Source organism: Streptomyces fildesensis (assembly GCF_016107395.1).
In the GTDB taxonomy this organism is placed as follows: domain Bacteria; phylum Actinomycetota; class Actinomycetes; order Streptomycetales; family Streptomycetaceae; genus Actinacidiphila; species Actinacidiphila fildesensis.
Map to the genome: position 1 here is coordinate 68,828 of NZ_JAAIKO010000038.1, position 18,253 is coordinate 87,080.

Annotated in this window: 19 protein-coding genes and 1 pseudogene; 10 read left to right on the plus strand and 10 right to left on the minus strand. The window is 69.4% G+C overall.

Annotated elements, in window-relative coordinates; genetic code table 11:
* Positions 1–17 precede the first annotated feature (17 nt).
* The 5 genes from C6N31_RS32990 to C6N31_RS33005 form a co-directional block, all read right to left on the minus strand.
* Positions 18–200 (minus strand): helix-turn-helix domain-containing protein, encoded by a 183-nt coding sequence (locus C6N31_RS32990; protein WP_138359267.1) that lies wholly within the window; start codon positions 198–200, stop codon positions 18–20.
* Positions 201–1,585: 1,385 nt separating this feature from the next.
* Positions 1,586–1,867: a WbqC family protein gene (locus C6N31_RS44430; protein WP_244809670.1), complete on the minus strand. Its 282-nt coding sequence runs from the start codon at positions 1,865–1,867 to the stop codon at positions 1,586–1,588.
* A 211-nt stretch (positions 1,868–2,078) separates the two neighbouring features.
* Entirely contained in the window at positions 2,079–2,225 is a 147-nt protein-coding gene (locus C6N31_RS45990) for a WbqC family protein (RefSeq protein ID WP_244809668.1), read from the minus strand.
* A 94-nt stretch (positions 2,226–2,319) separates the two neighbouring features.
* Positions 2,320–2,985: a YdcF family protein gene (locus tag C6N31_RS33000; protein WP_244809666.1), complete on the minus strand. Its 666-nt coding sequence runs from the start codon at positions 2,983–2,985 to the stop codon at positions 2,320–2,322.
* Complete coding sequence (locus C6N31_RS33005) at positions 2,982–4,049, minus strand: helix-turn-helix domain-containing protein (protein ID WP_138359269.1); 1,068 nt, start codon at positions 4,047–4,049, stop codon at positions 2,982–2,984. The genes C6N31_RS33000 and C6N31_RS33005 overlap by 4 nt, the downstream gene beginning before the upstream one ends.
* Before the next feature lie 293 nt (positions 4,050–4,342).
* On the opposite strand from C6N31_RS33005, the gene C6N31_RS33010 reads away from it, so the two are divergent.
* The 7 genes from C6N31_RS33010 (at position 4,343) to C6N31_RS33040 (ending at position 9,169) form a co-directional block, all read left to right on the plus strand.
* Positions 4,343–4,651, plus strand: coding sequence for a hypothetical protein (locus C6N31_RS33010; RefSeq protein ID WP_198358866.1), 309 nt, complete (start codon positions 4,343–4,345; stop codon positions 4,649–4,651).
* Positions 4,648–5,139, plus strand: coding sequence for an ATP-binding protein (locus C6N31_RS33015; protein ID WP_138359273.1), 492 nt, complete (start codon positions 4,648–4,650; stop codon positions 5,137–5,139). The genes C6N31_RS33010 and C6N31_RS33015 overlap by 4 nt, the downstream gene beginning before the upstream one ends.
* Positions 5,136–5,612 (plus strand): DUF6415 family natural product biosynthesis protein, encoded by a 477-nt coding sequence (locus C6N31_RS33020; protein WP_138359275.1) that lies wholly within the window; start codon positions 5,136–5,138, stop codon positions 5,610–5,612. The genes C6N31_RS33015 and C6N31_RS33020 overlap by 4 nt, the downstream gene beginning before the upstream one ends.
* Positions 5,609–6,043, plus strand: coding sequence for a DUF6302 family protein (locus C6N31_RS33025; RefSeq protein WP_198358868.1), 435 nt, complete (start codon positions 5,609–5,611; stop codon positions 6,041–6,043). The genes C6N31_RS33020 and C6N31_RS33025 overlap by 4 nt, the downstream gene beginning before the upstream one ends.
* Positions 6,044–6,187: 144 nt before the next feature.
* Complete coding sequence (gene fxlM / locus C6N31_RS33030; RefSeq protein ID WP_232485948.1) at positions 6,188–7,414, plus strand: methyltransferase, FxLD system; 1,227 nt, start codon at positions 6,188–6,190, stop codon at positions 7,412–7,414.
* A gap of 74 nt (positions 7,415–7,488) precedes the next feature.
* Entirely contained in the window at positions 7,489–7,677 is a 189-nt protein-coding gene (locus C6N31_RS46220; protein ID WP_138359279.1) for an FxLD family lanthipeptide, read from the plus strand.
* Between the two features lie 1,276 nt (positions 7,678–8,953).
* Positions 8,954–9,169 (plus strand): helix-turn-helix domain-containing protein, encoded by a 216-nt coding sequence (locus C6N31_RS33040; RefSeq protein ID WP_138358136.1) that lies wholly within the window; start codon positions 8,954–8,956, stop codon positions 9,167–9,169.
* Between the two features lie 200 nt (positions 9,170–9,369).
* On the opposite strand, the gene C6N31_RS33045 is transcribed toward C6N31_RS33040, so the two are convergent.
* The 5 genes from C6N31_RS33045 to C6N31_RS33065 form a co-directional block, all read right to left on the minus strand.
* Complete coding sequence (locus C6N31_RS33045) at positions 9,370–9,798, minus strand: response regulator transcription factor (protein WP_269289289.1); 429 nt, start codon at positions 9,796–9,798, stop codon at positions 9,370–9,372.
* Between the two features lie 126 nt (positions 9,799–9,924).
* Positions 9,925–12,585, minus strand: coding sequence for an ABC transporter permease (locus C6N31_RS33050; protein ID WP_198358872.1), 2,661 nt, complete (start codon positions 12,583–12,585; stop codon positions 9,925–9,927).
* Positions 12,586–12,590: 5 nt separating this feature from the next.
* A complete protein-coding gene (locus C6N31_RS33055; protein WP_244809658.1) occupies positions 12,591–13,475 on the minus strand; it encodes an ABC transporter ATP-binding protein in 885 nt (294 codons plus the stop codon).
* A gap of 61 nt (positions 13,476–13,536) precedes the next feature.
* A complete protein-coding gene (locus C6N31_RS33060) occupies positions 13,537–14,256 on the minus strand; it encodes an ABC transporter ATP-binding protein (protein WP_198358874.1) in 720 nt (239 codons plus the stop codon).
* Positions 14,256–15,041 (minus strand): hypothetical protein, encoded by a 786-nt coding sequence (locus tag C6N31_RS33065; protein ID WP_138358146.1) that lies wholly within the window; start codon positions 15,039–15,041, stop codon positions 14,256–14,258. The genes C6N31_RS33060 and C6N31_RS33065 overlap by 1 nt, the downstream gene beginning before the upstream one ends.
* Before the next feature lie 181 nt (positions 15,042–15,222).
* Here C6N31_RS33065 and C6N31_RS45995 point away from each other — a divergent pair, with 181 nt between their 5' ends.
* From C6N31_RS45995 to C6N31_RS33080, 3 genes and pseudogenes are all read left to right on the plus strand, one after another.
* Positions 15,223–15,918 (plus strand): response regulator transcription factor, encoded by a 696-nt coding sequence (locus tag C6N31_RS45995; protein ID WP_198358876.1) that lies wholly within the window; start codon positions 15,223–15,225, stop codon positions 15,916–15,918.
* Positions 15,919–15,921: 3 nt separating this feature from the next.
* Positions 15,922–17,319: a sensor histidine kinase gene (locus C6N31_RS45295; protein ID WP_138358148.1), complete on the plus strand. Its 1,398-nt coding sequence runs from the start codon at positions 15,922–15,924 to the stop codon at positions 17,317–17,319.
* Between the two features lie 419 nt (positions 17,320–17,738).
* Positions 17,739–18,153, plus strand: a pseudogene (locus tag C6N31_RS33080) (transposase); the annotation flags it as partial.
* Positions 18,154–18,253 lie beyond the last annotated feature (100 nt).

Below are 18,253 nucleotides of genomic sequence, written 5' to 3' on the forward strand. Positions count from 1 at the left end.
TAACGGCAGAGCAGCCGTTATCCGTAGTTGTCATCAAGGTAGGCAATGATGTCGCGCTCGCGAAACCGCAAAAGGCGGCCGACTTTCTGAGCCTTGAGCCCCCATGCCCGATACTTGTTCTTCACGGTGGTCTCGCTGACTTTCAGCCAGGCGGCAACTTCTTCCGGTGTGAGCAGGCGATTGCTCCCCGCGGCGGTCAACTCGTCACCTCTCCGCCTACCTCAGCGGAGCCATTCGGTCGACACTGCATTACGTGACTCTCCATCGTGCAGAGGCGCCGTTGCAGTTCAGCGACGGGCACCGCGGTGATCTGGGTAGCAGCGAACGGTGCCGTTCTCCTAAGTCACGACGCTGGCACAATGCGCTGCACCGCTCCAGCTCCGCCGCCAAGCGCAGCTGATGCGAACTCTTCGATGGTCCCCACAATCGCCGGTTTGGCTAACCGGCGATTGTCGTCTATGTTGCGCGCCACATCAGCAGGTAAGGCAAGCCGTCGGACCGGCCGCAGCCAGGAAGCCAGCCTTCACGGACCCTGTGCCGGGGCCGCATCGTCCGTGACGATCTCCAGCGGGCCGTTTAGCGTTCAGGCTTCGCCCCCGACACGCGCAGTGGCGCCCACAGCACAGCTCGCATGGAGAGTTGCGGCTCCGGCATGCGCCACTGATGTCTCTTGACCGCCGGGTCGCTGCGGTACCCACGTTGCAGGAGATCCTCATCAACAGGCTGGCCGCATAGACAGAGGGCATAGCGCGGTGGGTACGGAGCGGTACTCCCCTGCCTTCTGCCTAAAGCACTCATCCCGCGGCGCTTCGAGAGGGCGGGGAGACGAAGCGAGAGGATTGGATCGTAGGATTCAGCAGACGAGCCTCCTAGGGCAAGGATAAGAAAAGCGAGGCGAATCCTGTGCAGTTCGGTGTCTCGAAAAATATGGGCACCCCCACACAGGGGCAATTACCTGTCCGCCATGGTGTTTTTCCGGATCATGCAATGTTGGCATGCTTTCGGTGAAAGCTTCCAGTCCTTGCGAGCTCTTTCTTGTCTGCCGTGGGCGAATACTCAGCGAACATTCGGCTGAGACGCGGGTAGTTGGTCAAGAGCCGAGCAAGACTGGCCGCGCCCGAGACGGCACCGGAGCTCCGACACTCCCCTTCGCACGTTCCCACGTGCTGTCCCCCGTCGCCCGGTGGGTCACGTCCGCTGGCGCGGTATATCGACGGCCACTCGGTGATCTCGTCTTTGACACTATGAGGCTTTTCCAACCTGGCGGCGTAGCAAGTTAGTTGGCTGGAGGCGACGTTGAGGGAGAGGTGCAGCTCCCGGCAGACGGGTTGTCGACCAAGAACTCGGCGCCTCCGTCGTCCTCAGCCATTGCCGGCACCCTGAACCGGTCCCGCGAGGCCGGCGTGCGGTTCATGGAGGTCTTCGAAAGGCCTGGCTGCGGGTGGGCCAGTCACCAGGACCCCGACAAGGCGACCGGGACGCTATGCAGCATTGAGGAAGCGGCGGCCTGGCCCATCTCGCACCCGCGCTGCGGACGGGCGTTCGGCCCCCGCCCAGATGAGGTTTAGGCGGGATCGGCGTCAAATCAGCGGGTCGTGCGCAGGTCGTTGAACGCTGCCCCCACTCCGGAAGGCCCATACGCGGCAAGCGCCCACAGAGCAGAGATCTTCGCCGCTCCGGCCCACAGGTCCTCGGCGGCTGGCGGACGGAATACGTGGACGTTGAGCTCCCGCTCCGCGAAGGGGCGTCGGTCGAGGTATCGCAGGCCGCCTGTGCCGCAGAGGTAGGTGTCGGCGCCGACCGCCGTAGTGAGGTCAGCCAGACGTACCGAGCGGTCCGAGGAAGCGGCGAGGTCACTGCTGCGCACGACGGAGCCGCGCCAGCCCAGGAGGTTCAGCAGGCAACGGTGGTGGCCTCGGCGACGGCTGCTGTGCCAGCGGTTTCAGCGATGGTGCGGACGGCTGGTTCGAGCGCAGCATGCAGCACCTGCCAGTGGGGGCTGGCGCGGTAGTGCTGCGCGGGTAGCTGGTGGAGGCGGCGGGCCGCGCGCTGCGGGTCCGCGAGTCGAGCATCGCGGATCAACGTTGCGCGGCCGTGCGGGAGGTGGGTCTCGAGGAGAGCCACTGGTGCTGCTGCGGGTCATCGAGTGCGGCGAGGCGGGCCCGGTGCTGGTAGTCGCGGCGGACGAACTGGACATCATCGAGGACCACCCAGACGTCAGCCACGTAGAGCTTCGCCAGTGTGGAAAGGCGGGGCAGGAGGTTGGGCTGATGAATCGCGCACGTGCGCACCGGCGGTGCACTCAAGAGCGCGGCATGGTCAGGCGGGCAGGAGCCAGCTGTCGTAGCCGCGGGTGCGGAGGCGGTCGAAGGCATCGCGGACCCTTTCCGGAACGTGCTGCTCGATGGCGAAACCGCGCTTGGGGTACTCCATCACCCGTTCCATGTCGCCCATCAGCATGTCGATGAACTGCTTCTCGTCATCGTGCGTCTTGACGTACTCGTCGTACGTCAAGGGCTGGGAGACGCAGACTGGCTCCACCTCGGGCCACAGCTTGCGGCACGTCGCGTAGGCGCGGCGCTGCATATAGGGCATGGAGATCAAGAGCAGGGTGGTTACTGCGATGCCTGCGTTCTCCAGCACCTCGCGGGAGAAGCCGATGTTCTGACCGGTGTTGGTGGCCTTGGGCTCCAGCAAGATCGCCGCATCCGGCACCCCCAGGAAGAGCGCGTGCTCGCGGTAGTGGTTGGCCTCGCCGCGGGGGAACCTAGCCTTGGTGGCCGTGCTGGTGTCGCCGGTGAATACCACGGTGGGGAACATGCAGGCGTGATAGAGGTCGGCGGTGTTGGTGGCCACACCGAGATCGAGGCTGCCGAGGGTGATCGCGGCGGAGCACGGCCTCAGCTCGTGGCCCATCTGGTGGAAGTCCCAGATGGCGCGGGCGTCAGCTCGATCCGCGTCGCTGATTGGGGCCTGGTCAGTCACGTGTACTCCTTGCTATTGCGAACGGTCTTGATGCTTCGCAGTTGGTGTTTCAGGCCGTATTGGGTGGCGATGTCCGATGCCCGGTCGAGCACGGTGTTCCCGGCGCTGCGGGTGGCCGGATCAGTGAGCAGGATGTGGCCGTGCGCAGTTTCGATCTGGACGCGCTGGAGTGGGGTCTCGAAGCGCCCATTGCTGCGAGCCGTATCGATGTAAGCCAAGGCCCGGGTGAGGTCGCCAACGCCGCGGTGCGCAAGTGCGAGCTTCTGCTGGGCGGTCGCCCAGTCCTCCGGTTCGTCCAGTTCCTCGAACCACTGGGCCGCCTGCCCCATGACCTGGATGGCGAACTCATTTCGGCCGTCCTTGGCCAGAGCTGTGCCGATCCACAGTTGGGCACGGGCGCGGTCGGCCGAGCCGAGCCTTTCGTCGCCGGTGAGCTGTTTATAGAGGGAGGCCGCTGGGGTGAGGTGTCCGGCCATCTCGGTGACCACCGCGAGGGAGAGTTCGATCTGCGCGGCTCGGCGGGGGATGTCGAGTTCGGTGAATACGTCGTGGGCGTCGGAGTAGAGCCGCTTGGCGGTCATCAAGTCCTGAAGGGTGCCCTGGAGGCGGCGCAGGTCGCCGGACAGGACCAACGAGCGCCCGTACAGGTACAGGCCACGATCGTCGAGCTCGCGCGCTTGGGCGCGGCCGAGCCAACGTTCCAGAAGGGTGGCGGCGAAGGAGAAGTCCTGGCGGTCGAGACACACCACGATCCGCTCCAGATCCTCCGTCCAAGTCTCGTGGTCGGCGATCGTGGGCGACGAAGTTCCCCTCGGTCGCTGCCCCGAGGACAACCCGAGGAACTGCTCGAATCGGGCTTGTGCGGCAGCATCAGAACGAGCGAGGGCTGTGTCGAGGATGGCTTGCGTATCGGGCCATGGACCGGTGGCCGCGCCCAACTTCTCCCACTTGGAGACAGTGCGGATGCCGACGCCGAGGTGCGCTGCGTAGGCACGCACGCTCATGCGCAGCGCCTGTCGCAGCAAGCCTGCCTCGTGGCCGGTCCATCGCCTCACGCTCACCACGGGGCGCCTCCCTCCTGCCGCCATGGAATCACGGACGGTATGCGAGCGGCCACGGAAGTGCCACAAAGGTGCAACAGCCGTTCATTCCCTGTGGGGTGGGACCGCGTCAGGCTCGAAGGGTTCAGTCCACCCGTCCCGTTGTGGAGGTCAGCCGCGTGGTCCCCCTCACTGAGCACTGCCCCGTCCCCCACCCGGACGTGTACGGCTTCGTGCGGCTGACGCGCACGACGCGGGGCCGCCGTCTCGCCTTGTCGGCCGTCTTGGATGACTACTGCCGAACTCACGAGCTGAGGATGGCGGCCCTGTTCGTCGAGCACGCCCCCGACGACTTCTACTCGCCGGCTTTCGTCGGACTCCTCGATACCCTCGCCTTGGCGGACGCCTACGGTGTCGTTGTCCCTTCTCTCGTCCACCTCGGCCCCGCCCGAACGGCCACTGATCGCGCGCGGATCATCCTCAGCGCCGGCGCCCGGTTGATACAGGTCCGCTTAACCGCCACCGGCATGCGCCCGGTCGGCACGGGCGTCATCGCCGCGCATCGGACCTCGGCCTTGAAAGTGTCGCGTCTCCTCCGCACCAGACGAGAGGAGCCGCTCTCATGACCCGGGTAACGCGCTCAGCGGCGAGCATCACCACCCCCACCGCGGCCATTCCTGGCGTGGCCGAGCCCATCTGCGACGAGTTCGCGGTGCGGATCTCCAGCGGCGCGGCGGCTGGCGGCGCACTCGAACGGGACCCTGACGGCCAGTGGGTGGGACGGCTTCGCCGCATCAGTACGTCCAAGCTGCGGTCCTGGGGGCTGGTTGCGCTCCTGGATGACGCCAAGCTGCTGGTCAGCGAGCTCGTCACCAACGCCTTGCGGTACGGCGAGGGTGGAGAAATCGAGTTCCGCCTCGTCATCACCCTCCAGGGCCTGTTGCTCGCGGTCAACGATGGCTCCGCCCTCCGCCCGCAGTTGCGTGTGGTGGGCGACTCCAGCGAGACCGGCCGCGGCCTCTTCCTCGTTGCTGCCCTTGCCGACGACTGGGGGGTCAGCGCCGACGGTACGACGACCTGGTGCACGCTGAGCCTTCCGGGGGCGGACCGATGACCGTTCGCACTCACCACCGCAGGTTGGCGTGCCCTGCGACGACCGGACCGCAGGCCGCCGAACCCGAAGCCCAGACCGTCACCCCGTGGAAACCTCCGCTGGACGCTGCTGGCCTGACCGACGTGCATGGCCTGTTGCTCCGCTGGGCCTGGACTGCGCATGAGAGCGAAGACCTCCTTGACGACGTCGCCACGGCCTTGGACGACATCGCCCCTTCCGAGGACGTCATCGAGGACTTCGTTCAGCGATCCCGCGGCCACCTCATGAGGCTCGTGAACATCGCTGTTTCCACTCGGGCATGGCAGGAGTCGGCCTACGCGAACACGCTCATTCAGCGGGCGCGCACCTTGCGGGCAAGCGAGATGCCTGGCGACTACCGTCACGCCGTGCTGCATCTGCGGCAGATGGGATGGGTCGTCGGCGAGTTACTGGACCAGCTGGTCGCGTTCGACTCCATCAAGGGGGTGGCGTGACCGTCATCCGCCCGCTTATCCCGCGCCTTGTTCCGGCACGGCTCGCCTACGACTTCGAGTACATCGGCAGTCGTCTCGCTGATCCGTCGCTGCTTGATCACGCCGTAGCCGTCTGCGTCCACCGGGCACCGCTCCTGGCCGTCCCCGTGGGCGGAGCGCGCCGTGGCGGATTCATGTCTTTCGACCTGCTGATCCTGGCGGAGGAGACACGCGGCCTCTTGGAGGGCCTACCGGGCTTCCCCGACCTGCGTCTTCGCCCCTCCCCCTACCGCGACACCTGCCACTTGGTCGAGTGGGGCGGCCGACCGCCGGCCTGCGACTACGACGACGCGGCGCGCGGCCGGTTCTACGGCTACAGCAAGGCCGCTGTCCGCGCGGCATGCCAACCCGCCCGGTCGGCCGCTGCCGCTGACCATAGCCACCGCTCGTAGGTCCTGACGTGACCGATCGGACCGACGGGCGGTTACCCACCCGGCGCGGGCAGCTTGCCCTCGTTTCCCGCGCCACCCTGCAAAATCCGCTCGAAGCATGGCGCAACGCCACGAAGGAGATCACTGGTGGTTAACGTCCCCGGCATGACGACCGACACGGGCCAAGCAGCTCTCAACGAACAGCAATTGCGTGACGCCATGGTGCAGAGCCTCATCGAGTTTGGAGCTGCCCGGGACCCCCGCGTCGTTGCCGCCTTCCGTGCCGTCCCGCGGCACCTGGCCACCCCCGAGGTGGAGCCAGCCAAGTCGTACGATGCGGAGTTCGCGGCCGTGACGAAGACGGATGCCACCGGCGTGGACATCAGCTCAGTTTCGGCCCCGAGGGTCCAGGCCATGCAGATCGAGCAGGCCCGGATCGAGCCCGGAATGGCCGTGCTGGAGGTCGGCTCCGGCGGCCCCAACGCGGCTTACCTCTCCGAGATGGTGGGGAAGGAGGGCCACGTGGTCACCATGGACATCGACTCCGAGGTGACGGACCGGGCAACGACCTTCCTCACAGCGGCTGGCTACCAGAACGTCACCGTTCTCACCGCCGACGCGGAAGAGGGCGCCCCCGACCACGGACCCTTCGATCGGATCGTCGTCACGGTGCAAGCCGCCGACATCCCTCCTGCCTGGATGCAGCAACTCAAGGAGGGTGGTCGGCTCGTCGTCCCCCTGCGGATGCGCGGCCTGACGCGCACCGTCGCCTTCGTCCGCGAGGGCGATCACCTGGTCAGCGACGGCTTCGAGCTGTGCGGCTTCGTCCCGATGCAGGGCGCTGGCGAGAACCGCGTAGGGCTTGCCGTCCTGCACGACACGGAGGGCGAGGAGATCGGCCTGCGCATCGACGGCCACCCCGAGCCGGACACCAAGGCGCTGTCCGAGGCGCTGTTCGCGCCACGGGCAACGGCGTGGTCGGGGGTAACTCTGGGCGGCATGGAGTCCAACGAGCACCTGGACTTGTGGTTGACGACGGCGCTGGACAACCTGCCACTGCTGGCAGCCAAGCCCGGCGCCCGCAAACGCGGGCTGGTCGCCTCTGCCTCGCCCCTCGGTGTCCCGACCCTCGTAGAAGGCGGCAGCTTCGCCTACCGCACCGTGCGGGCCACGGAAGAAGAGGACCGCTTCGAGCTGGGCGCGATCGGGCACGGCCCGCACGGGGAGCAGCTTGCCCAGCGCGTCGTCTCCGAGATCCAGACCTGGGACCGCGAGCACCGCAGCGACCGCGCCCACATCGAGGTCCGCCCGGCGGGCACGCCGGAGGACCGACTCCCCGCCGGACGCCGCATCGAGCGACGGCACACGCGGGTCACGATCACCTGGCCCTAGCCCCTCCTCGGGCGCACGGCCAGGCAGCACAGCACGCAAGGCACATCCCTACCCACCTCTTCTGGAGGCATGAGATGGCACAACAGACGACCGGTTCCGTCCTCAAGGCGGCGACGGACTACCGCCCCGACGGGGACTTCGACCTCGACGTGTCAACCGTCGGCGCGGTCCCCGTCTTGGGCTCACTGCTGAACGACACGAGCGACAACTGCACGTCCACCTGCGCGTCCGCCTGCTCGAACAGCACCTGCATCGGCGGCTGACGTGACGCCGCCCCGAGGCCGACATTGCCATTGATGCCCGGCAGCGTCAGGTCCGAGGTGTTGACCAGCAGGTTGCCCGAGCCGACCTCCACCTGTGCGGAAACGTGATCCCCGGCGGAGAACCACAACCGGGTCGCGTTGCCCCGCGCCCCGGCGCCCAGCATGGGCGACACGTGCGTGTCCGCCAGCGACGTCAGGGCCGAACACACACTGCCCTGACATGCCTGGACTTGCCAGTCGAACTCGGTGTTCAACGGCATCGACGTCGGGATCGTGTACCGGGCCACTGACCCTGAAGCGACCGTGACGGTGCCGCCGTTGACCAGGTCCCAGGCGCCGTTCGCCGCGTAGGTGCCGGCGAAGAACTTCGCCGTGACCTGCCCCCGGCGGGGCTGGACACCGTCGCGGTCAGCACCGGCTTCACACTGTCCACCAACGCCTCGGCTTGCGTGGGCACATCCGGCCCCGCCGCTACCGCCGGCACCGCCGCAACACCCGCAGCCAGCAACGCTGCGGTCGTCATTCCGCCCACCACAGCCATCCGGCCCGAGCCCGCACTCGGCGAGCGCCCGATCATCCGTTTCCTGCGCCCCACGACGTTCCCCACCCTGCATCGGCGCACCCGAACGGCACGCAACTTGAGGATCTTGCAGGATCGTCACACCGGAATGACGGATTCCGAACCAACAACTTCTTGCAGTAAGCGCCCTCATTGACCGTCAAATCAAGGATTTTCGCGTATCTTACCTGCGAATACATGTTCCATATGGAAACATTCCATTGAAATGCTGACATCGGCCGATGCCAAGCATCACATGTGCCCCTCCCCTCGACGAGGTGACAAGACACATGGCTTGCGGAAGGGAATTGGGGGAAACCTAGACCACCTTGGCCTGCCCCGACGATATTTGGCATAGCCCCAGCGCCCGTCCTCATACGGCGCTCGGCGGTCGGACCGACACTCGGTAACGAGGCATGCGAGCGCCCGCCCTGGCCGCCTATGCACAGGCCCCCCGGAGCCGGCTGCCACCTCATGCCCCGAGATCCGTCACAGTGCTGCCATGCTGAGTCATCTCGCCCTCAACCCACCCCACCCCCCGTCGGCCGACACTGGCAACGCAGCTTCGCCCTAGGCGGGGAGGGGCAGCACGGGACCTTCCGACAACACGGTCATCGTCTCCGGTGTGCGCCTCGCGGTTCGGGGCAGACCTCTGCCAACCGTTGGAGGTTCCTTAATGAACCTCCGCCAACGACCCATTGGAGAGGGGGACGCGCAGTGGCGGGCAAACGACTCATCGGCGCCGCACGCGAAAAGGTCACCACCCAACTCGCCACGGACTACGAGAACGGTGCCTCGATCCGCACGCTGGCCACGCTCACCGGCCATTCCTACGGATTCATCCACCGCGTGCTCGTAGACGCCGGAGTCACCCTCCGCAGCCGCGGCGGCCCCAACAACCGCTCCCGGCCCGGCCAGCCCACAACACTCTGAGCCGTGCACCTCTTGAGGCACCCGTGGGAGGAGGCCAGGCACGGCACCTGCGCGGCGGCCCGTGTACGCAGCGTGGCATCCAGCGAGGAATTCAGGCCCGCGGTCAGCTGCTGAAGAATCAGCAGCCCGGCCGTGGCGATCACCACCGCGGTGCCCGGGGCGAACAGCAGCGCCAGCCGCCACCGCAAGGGCATGACCGCTCACCCACCCGTCTCGGGCTTCGGAACCCGCAGCCGGCATCCGGCTCCGCGAACGGTCTCCAAATGTGCGTCCCCGCCCGGCTCATCGATCTTGCGCCGCAGATAGGCCACGTACTGGTCGACGACGTTGGACACCCCGTCGTACGCGAAGGCCCACATATGCTCCAGAATCCTGGTGCGGGTCAGCACATCGCCCGGATGCCGCAGGAACAGCTCCAGCAGCGCGAACTCATTCGGCGACAGCCGCAACTCCTCCCGCCCGCGCCACACCCTGGGGCCGGCCGGGTCCAGCCGCAGATCCCCGACGGCAAGGAGCACGGGCCGCTCGCTCGCGCCGCGGCGGACCAGCGCCAGCAGCCGCGCGAACAGCTCCGCGAAACTGAACGGCTTGGTCAGGTAGTCATCCGCGCCCGCATCCAGCCCATACACCCGGTCACCGACCGCGTCGACACCGCCCGGCCGACCCCAGCGACCCCATCCACGACCACCCCTTCCTGTTCCCCGTCCCGGCCGGTACCTTCGCGCTCTCCGCTCCAGGGCCCCGTGCCTCGCATCTCACGGCTCACGCAGCAGCGCCGTGACCTCGGTCCGGTTGATTCTGCGCAGCGCCAGCGTGAGGCCGATCGCGGAGATCGCCGGGACCAGGACGCCGAGGGCGGCCAGGGCGCCCCAGGGGACGGTGGCCAGGGGCGGGGGGAGGGCGAAGAAGAGGCTGAGGACGCGGACCGAGAGGACGCCGAGGCCCAGGCCGACGGGAATGCCGATGACGAGGCTGCCGACCACGGCGACGGCACCATCGGTGAGGGGACCGGCGAGCGTGCGCGGAGTGTCGGCGCCGACGGTTCGCAGGATGGCGAATTCCTTTCTGCGCTCCATCACCAGGAACGCGCCGAGCACGCCGACCCCCAGAGAGGCGATCCCGGCGGACGCGACCGCTTCGATCCGGCTCAGGCCGTCGAGGTTGAGCGCGGTCAGACCCCGCTGCTGTTGGCGGATGCGCTCGGCAAGCGTGGAGACCGCATAGCCGGCGGTCGAACCGTCGTGCCGCAGCTGGGCCGCGACCTGGGCCGGGTTGTGCCCGGAGGCCACATGGGCGAGGTAGAAGTCGGCCGGCGGCACCGGGTTGGGCACGGTCGAGGTGCTGATGACCATCTCCGAGAGCGGGTCGGTGGGTGGGAAGGCCCGGTACACGCCGACCACGTGCAGATCGAGCTGCTGGGACAGGTCCAGGTCGTCGGGGAAGACGGTGACGGGAATCGTGTCGCCCGGGGCCACCCCGAAGTCGGTGGCGATCTCCTGCGACACGAGCACACCGGACGGCCTGCCGGCCAGTGCGTCGAGCCCGCCGCCGCTGGTGATCTGCGGGGCGATGGCGGTGGCCGAGCGGTACGAGGCGGGGTCGACCGCCATGATCGTCTTGCGGTCGCTTCCGGCGCGGGCCGGGATCGAGTGGATCGGCGTCACGCCGTGGACGCCGGGTCCCGGGTGGGGCGGGGGCTGGACGAGTTCGGTGTTCGGGGTCAGCCGCAGGTCGGCGCCGAACGCCGCCCGGGCGTCGGTACGTGTTGCCGTGTGATAGGTGGCGGCGAACGTCGCCGTCTGGGTCCCGAACGCGACCGCGAGCACGCCGAGAGTCAGGGACACCGAGGCACGCGCGGGACGGCGGCCGAGCCAGCGCAGGGCGGTCGCCGGCCACGTCGTCAACGGGCGCGGCCGGTCGGGACGGCTGTACCGGGCGAGCAGCCGCAGCAGACCGCGGACGGTGAGCAGGCTGATGCCCAGCCACAGCGCGAGCGGTGCCAGCAGTACGTAGAAGGCCAGCGCCAGCGCGGGGCCCTGGACCGGCGCCGGTTTGAGCCCGCCGACGATCACGTTCCCGGCCAGGATGGCCAGCCCGACGGCCACTGCCACGATGTCCAGGTGCCCGCGGCGCCACAGCGGCGGGCGCGGGGGCGCCAGCAGGCGGCGGTCGGTAACCAGGGCCGCCTTGCGGCCGGCCCGAATCAAGGGAACGAGGCGGGCGGCCGTGACGACCGTCCCCACCAGGGTGGACAGGGCGACGGCGAGTGCCAGTTGACCCGCGGGGATCCCGTGCCACACGGCGTGGCCGACGCCACCGGAGACGGCTGCGGCGGCGGCGCCCAGGCCGATGACGGTCCCCACCCCTCCGGCAAGCGTCCCCTGGCCGACTGCCAGCCGCACCAGGTGGGAGTCCGACGCGCCGCGCAGCCGCAGCAGCGCCTCTTCGCGGCGATGCGCCTCGGCGAGGGCCGAGGCCGCGGCGAGGCCCAGGGCGGCGGCCACGAGGACGCCCGGGACGCCGAGCAGGAAGAACAGCGTCCTGGCGTTGGTGGCGTCGGTGCCCGCTTCGTGCAGGGGTTCGGCGGCGTTGTCGGCGACCAGGGCCTGGCCGGGCACCTGCCGCTCCAGCGACCTGCGCAGCTGTCCCGACCATACTTCGGCGGCGCCCGGATCGGTGGGGTAGGCCCGGTGGTCGACGGCCACATGCGATTCGAGGCTGACCGGTGGCAGCTCCGACAGGCCCGGGTTGGTGATCGAGGTGGCGCCGCCGAGTGCCGTACGGGCGGCGGGCAGGATCAGGCGCCGGAAGGTGTCGTAGTCCACCATGATCGAGCGGGGAGCTACCACGACGTCACCTTGCACATCGCCCGCGGGGATCGCGAACCACGTCGTCGCGTCCCGGAGGTCCGCGCGTCCGGCGACGGGCAGCGACACGCCCAGCGGTTTGACGTCGCCGCGCAGGTCGATCGAGACTCGGGTCGCCCCCTTGAAGTCGGGCGAGCCCGCGACGGCGTCATTGAGCAGGACGCCTTTGCTCAGGTCGCCGTTGGTGTGCACCCACGGGTGATGCGCCAGGTACGAGGGCGATACGGCGGACAGCCGTGCGCTCACCCGCCCGGAGGCGCCGGGCGCCGAGACGACCACGTCCGCGCTTCCGAACACATCCGCGCTCTTCACCCCCGGCACGGTGCTCAGCTGCTTGCTCAGCACCTGCGGATCGATGCCGAGGGAGGTGCCCACGGCCCGCATCTCCACCTGGACCGGCGAGAGCGCGACCCTCGTCATGACGTGGGAGCTGTCGTCGACGTAGAGCAGGGTCGCGGCGAGCGTCGCCACGGGCAGAGCGACCGCGAGCGCGGCCAGCAGCAGGCGCAGCGGCGCGCGGCGTACGGTCCGCAGGACCAGCCAGAACATCGCGATCACTCCTCCGTACGGGGCTCGCCGGCCGCGGTGGTCGGGTCGTCGAGGGTCGGGCTTTCGGTGCTCGGTCCGCGTCCGGTCGGGTCTCCGCCTGGTGGGCTCCCTGCAGTCGGGTTTGCATCGGCCGGGCCTCCGCCGGTCGGGCCTGCATCGGTCCCTGGGGCGCCGCCGGTCGGGCCTGCACCGGTCCTTGGGACGCCGCCCTCGCCGCCAGGCGCTTCGAGCCGCCCCGAGCGCAGGCGGACGACGGTGTCCGCGTAACGGGCGACGGCCGGATCGTGGGTCACCAGCACCACGGCCGCTCCGTGCTCTCTGGCTGCCGCGAGCAGCAGCCGGACGACCGACGCGGCGGTTTCCGAGTCGAGGCTGCCGGTCGGCTCGTCCGCGAGGACAACGGCCGGATCGTTCACCAGCGCCCGCGCGATGGCCACCCGCTGCTGCTGACCGCCGGAAAGCTGGTCGGGGAGCTTCGCACCCTCATCCGCCAGGCCCACCCCGCCCAGCGCCCGCGCCACCCGGTCCCGCCGGTCCGGGGCGGGGATTCCGTCCAGGAGCAGCGGCACCTCGACGTTCTCGGCGGCCGTGGCCTGCGGCAGCAGGGCCAGACCCTGGACCACGAAGCCGCAGTTGCGCCGCCGGAAGCGGGCACGGTCACTGCCTCGCAGCGTCTGCCAGTCCACCCCTACGACCCGTACCCGCCCTTCGTGCTGCCGGTCCAGGCCGCCGAGCAGGTGCAGCAGCGTGGTCTTGCCGGCCCCGCTCGGGCCCGTGACGGCCACCACCTCCCCGGCCGCCACCGTCAGGGACACCCCGTCCAGGCTCTTCAACTCCCGCCGCCCGTCGCGGTGCACACGGGTGAGCTGGACGGCTTCCACAGCAGGCACAGGCACGGCGGGTACGGGCACAGCAGGCACGGCCCCGGCGGCCAGTCCGTCAGCCGGAGTGTCAGCCGGAGTCCGTGCCGCGCCCGGCTTCGATGACGATCCCATCGCGCATCCTCAGCATTCGGTCCGCCCGCTCGGCCACGAGCGGGTTGTGGGTGACGGTCAGAATCGCCGTGCCCTCACGGGCACGGACGTCGGCCAGCAGGTCGAGCACCTCGCCGGCCGTCTCCTCGTCCAGCTCTCCGGTGACCTCGTCGGTCAGCAGTACGTCGGGGCGGGGCGCCAGGGCCGCCGCGATCGCCACGCGCTGGGCCTCGCCGCCCGAAAGCTTGCCGATCGGCTGCCGGGCGTGGGCGGACAGGCCCACCCGCGCCAGCAGTTCGGCAACCCGAGCACGTACCTGCGCGGCCGGCCGCCCGTCCAGACGCAGCGTCAGGGCGACGTTGCCGGCTACGTCGAGCAGGGGATGGAGGTTGTCCCGCTGGAGGATCATGCCGATGTGGCGGCGACGGCGGAGCGCACGTTCCGCCTGCGGCAGCCGGGTGAGGTCCTCCCCGCGGATCAGCACCCGGCCGCCGCTGGGTTCGAGCAGACCCCCCAGGACATGGATCAGCGTGCTCTTGCCGCTGCCCGAGGGGCCCATCAGGCTGGTCCAGGCACCCTCGGGCAGGCTGATCTCCGCTCCGCGCAACGCCACGGTCTCCACGTCGCGCTCGCGGTAGATGAGATACAGCCCGTCGGCCTCGATGGCGAGGGCGGCGTGGGTGGCGGGCGCGGACATCAGCCGTACCTCACCAGGTCGATCACCTCGTGGTGGCCGCTGCGGACACGCTCGGAGTGGATCATGCCGACACCGGACGCGTACGACTTGTGGTCGGACTTGTCGGGGTTGAGCGGATCGGTGTCATTGGTGACGACCACGTTGTGGAACGTCCCCACCGGCACCTTCACCGTTGCCGTGGTCTGCAGCACCTTCGCGGTGTCCTCGGCCTGGCCTGGCCGGTACTCCTGGCGGTAGCTGTCGCCCGGCTTCGGGTGGGCCTTCATGATGATGCCCGGCTGGGCGGAGTCCACTCCGGCCTCCCATGTTCCGTGGGTACTGCTGATCTGGCCGTTGACGTACTCCGCGGTCGCCTCGCCGAAGTACCAGACATCTCCGGTCGAGGACTGCGCGTACCAGTCGGTGGTCTTCTCCACGAGCGCCCCGTTGCTGGTGACGGTGTCCCTGACGACCTGGCAGCGCACGCCCATGATCGTCCGGATCTCGGAGCTGATGACCACCTCGTCGCGCTGCGGCTGACCGTCGCGCGTGCCCTGATAGACGTCGGTCGTGTTCGGGCGCAGCGGGAAGTACGGGTTGGTGACGTGGGAGGTGAAGGCCGACGGAACGATCGTCGGGTGGTACGCCGGGTCGGCGGGAGTGGTCGGCGAGGCCGGTGAGGTGGCCGACGGGAGAGTGGTGCTGGACGACTGCGACGAGCCGCTCGAACCGCACGCGCCGAGGACGAGGGTGGTGCCGAGTACGACGGCGGCCAGCGCCGGCGGAGTGGCTTTGCGGGTGGTCATGGCCCCTCCCTGGGGATGAGGTGGATCCACATCGTGTGCAGGGACGGGTAAGGGACGATTAAGAGGCGCGGCGCTTTCTGCGGACGCCCAGGACAGCGCCCGTGACCGGCCGGGACGGGCTCTTGCCGTTCTCTTACCGAGGGTGCCTACGGTCGGTGCCAGGTAGGGTGGAGGTGTGGCGGTGGCAGCTCAGCGGTCCGGCCGGGTGCTCGTCGTGGAGGACGAGACAGCCCTTGCCACGGCGCTGGCCGAGGGACTGCGGCAGGACGGCTTCAGCGTCGAGACGGTGGGCGACGGACTGGTCGCATGGGACCGGCTGCTGCACCACTCGTACGACTTGGTCCTGCTCGATCTGATGCTTCCGGGGCTCGGCGGCCTCACCTTGTGCGCAAGGCTGCGCGACGCGGGGGTGACCACACCGGTGCTGGTGCTCACCGCCCGTACCGCGGAACGCGACCAGCTGCGCGCCTTCGACACCGGGGCCGATGACTTCCTGGCCAAGCCGTTCTCGTACCGGGTGCTGCTGGCCCGGATCCGGGCGCTGACCCGCCGCTCGACCGCGGCCGACGCGCACCTGCTGGTGGCCGGTGACCTCGTGCTCGACCGCGGCGCGCGCCGCTGCCGGCGAGGCGCGGTCGACATCGAGCTGACGCCGCGGGAGTTCGCCCTGCTGGAGCTGCTCATGGCCCGCGCCGGGCACACGGTCGGCAGGCGCGCGGCGCTGGACGAGGTGTGGGACTTCGCCCTCGACGACGAGTCGAAGGTGCTGGACGTCTACATCGGGTACCTACGCCGGAAGGTGGACCTGCCCTTCGCCCGGCACACGGTCCAGACGGTGCGCGGGGTTGGTTACCGGCTCGATCCCAAAGGCGGTTAGCCGGTGACCGGCCGGACCGGCGGCCGCCCGGGGTGGCGGCCCCGGGGTTGGCTGAGCGGCATCCGGCTCCGGTTGACCCTGCTCGCCGTCCTCGTCGTCGGCATCGGCCTGGTAATCGCCTCGGTGCTGGTCCTCCTCCTGGTCCGGCACGACCTCACCGGCAACGCGCAGACCGCCGCCCGGCAGCGGGCCCGGGACACGGTGGCGGAGCTGGGCTCGGGGGCGCTGCCGAGGCCGCCGGACGCCGGTGAGGACAGCCCGGTCGTACAGATCGTGGACCGGCACGGCAACGTGCTGGCATCGAGCCCCGAGCTGCGTGGCCACGGCCCGCTCCTGCCGCAGCGCGCCACGGACCAGCATTCCGTCAGCGCGACGCTGCACAAGCCGCCGATCGGTGACGGCGCCGCGTACTGGGCCGTCGGCCTTCCGGCGGACCACGCCGGCCAGCCGGTCTCGGTCTACGCCGCCGCCTCGCTCGAACCCGTCGATGAAGGCGTCCAGGCCGCGCTGTCCGCCCTGCTCATCGCGTGCCCGGCCCTCCTGCTCGTGGGCGGCGGTACGGCGTGGCTGCTGGTGGGCCGGGCGCTGCGGCCGGTGGAGGCGATGCGCCGGCAGGTCGCGGAGATCACCTCCAGCGAGCTCGACCGCAGAGTTCCCGAGCTCCCCGGCACCGACGAACTGGGCCGGCTGGCCAGGACGATGAACGCGATGCTGGAGCGCCTCCAGCAGGCGGGCGAGCGCCAGCGGCAGTTCGTCAGCGACGCCTCGCACGAGCTGCGCAGCCCGCTGGCGGCGCTCAAGGCACGTACCGAGGTCGGGCTGGCGCACCCCGCGGGCACCGACTGGCACGTTCTCGCCCGGGATGTGCACCGAGAGACCGACCGGCTGGACCGGCTGGTCACGGAGTTGCTGCTGCTCTCGGGCACCGGCGCACCCCAGGACCCCCGTGAGGTCTCGGAAGTGGACCTGGACGAGCTGGTGCTGCTGGAGGCGGCGGCGATCCGGGCCAGGGGCGAGGTCGAGGTCGACCTGTCCGGGCTGTCCGCCGTACGGGTAAGGGGTCGCGCCGGGCAACTGCGGGCCGTGGTCCGCAACCTGCTCGACAACGCGGAGCGGCATACGGACTCCGTCGTCCGCGTCTCCCTCGCCGCCGACGAGAACGGGGTGGAGCTCGTCGTGGCCGATGACGGTCCCGGAGTCGCGTCCGAGTACCGGGAGCGCGTCTTCGACCGGTTCTTCCGGGTCCAGGGCGCCCGCGACCGGGACAGCGGCGGCGTGGGACTCGGGCTGGCCATCGTCCGCGACGTGGCGGCCGCGCACGGCGGGCGGGCGTGGATCGCCGATTCACCCAAAGGCGCGGAGTTCCACGTCCGGCTCCCGTTCAGCGGTCAGGCGTACTGACCCGCGGTGCGGTGGGCACCCCGCGGCACATCCGCACCGGAACAGCCCACGGGTGCCGTCCGCCACGCGGGGCGCCCGCAGCAACAAGTACGCCGTGACTACAGAAGACTTGCCCGGGGACCAGATCGGCCAGGTGAAGCAAGAGACTTACGGCCTTACCGGGTTGTGGCTGGATGGACGCGCTTTCGCAAGAGGGCGAAGCCCGCACGTCCGAACATCTGGCGGTCCGTTTCGGAGCAGGGCTGGGCGGTGCGATCGCGCCTTCGGGGCCTGACCGGGGGAGAGTACGCCGATCGCGCTCCAGTCGGCCTGGCGTGCCTAACCTCGCGCTTTCACGAGGCAGGTTGTCCGATACTTGATCAAATCAGCGGAGAGTGCTCCTGACCTGCAACGATGGGACTTGTCTAGGGTCCTGCTGGCTGCACGGAAAAGAGCACTCTCCAGGTGAGCAAGCGTATCGGGTTGTACCGCGTGTCCGCGTTGAGGGCGGTGGCAGCGGAGCCGTCTCGCAGGCCGGGGCGGTGCTGCTGGTCGAGACGGTCCGCAAGTCCGGCCTGGACACCGCGATATCGGCGGCATTGGCGCCGTGGCGCAAGCCGCGGGCGGTGCACGACCCGGGCAAGGTCCTTTTGGATGTCGCGCTCGCAGTCGCTTTGGGCGGGGACTGCCTGGCCGATGTCGCCATGCTGCGGGCCGAGCCCGACGTGTTCGGCCCGGTGGCATCCGACCCCGGTCTCCCGGCTCATTGACGCCCTTGCCGCAGCCGGACCCAAGGCACTGGCCGCGATCCGGTCGGCGCGGGCCGCAGCACGATCGCGAGTCTGGGACCTGGCCACGGCGGACCCAAGCGGGGCAACATAGCGCGGGATCGCCGGTTAGTACTGCAACCGCATGTGGTGTGACTGTTGGCGGTGTGGCTCGTTGGTCCGACTGT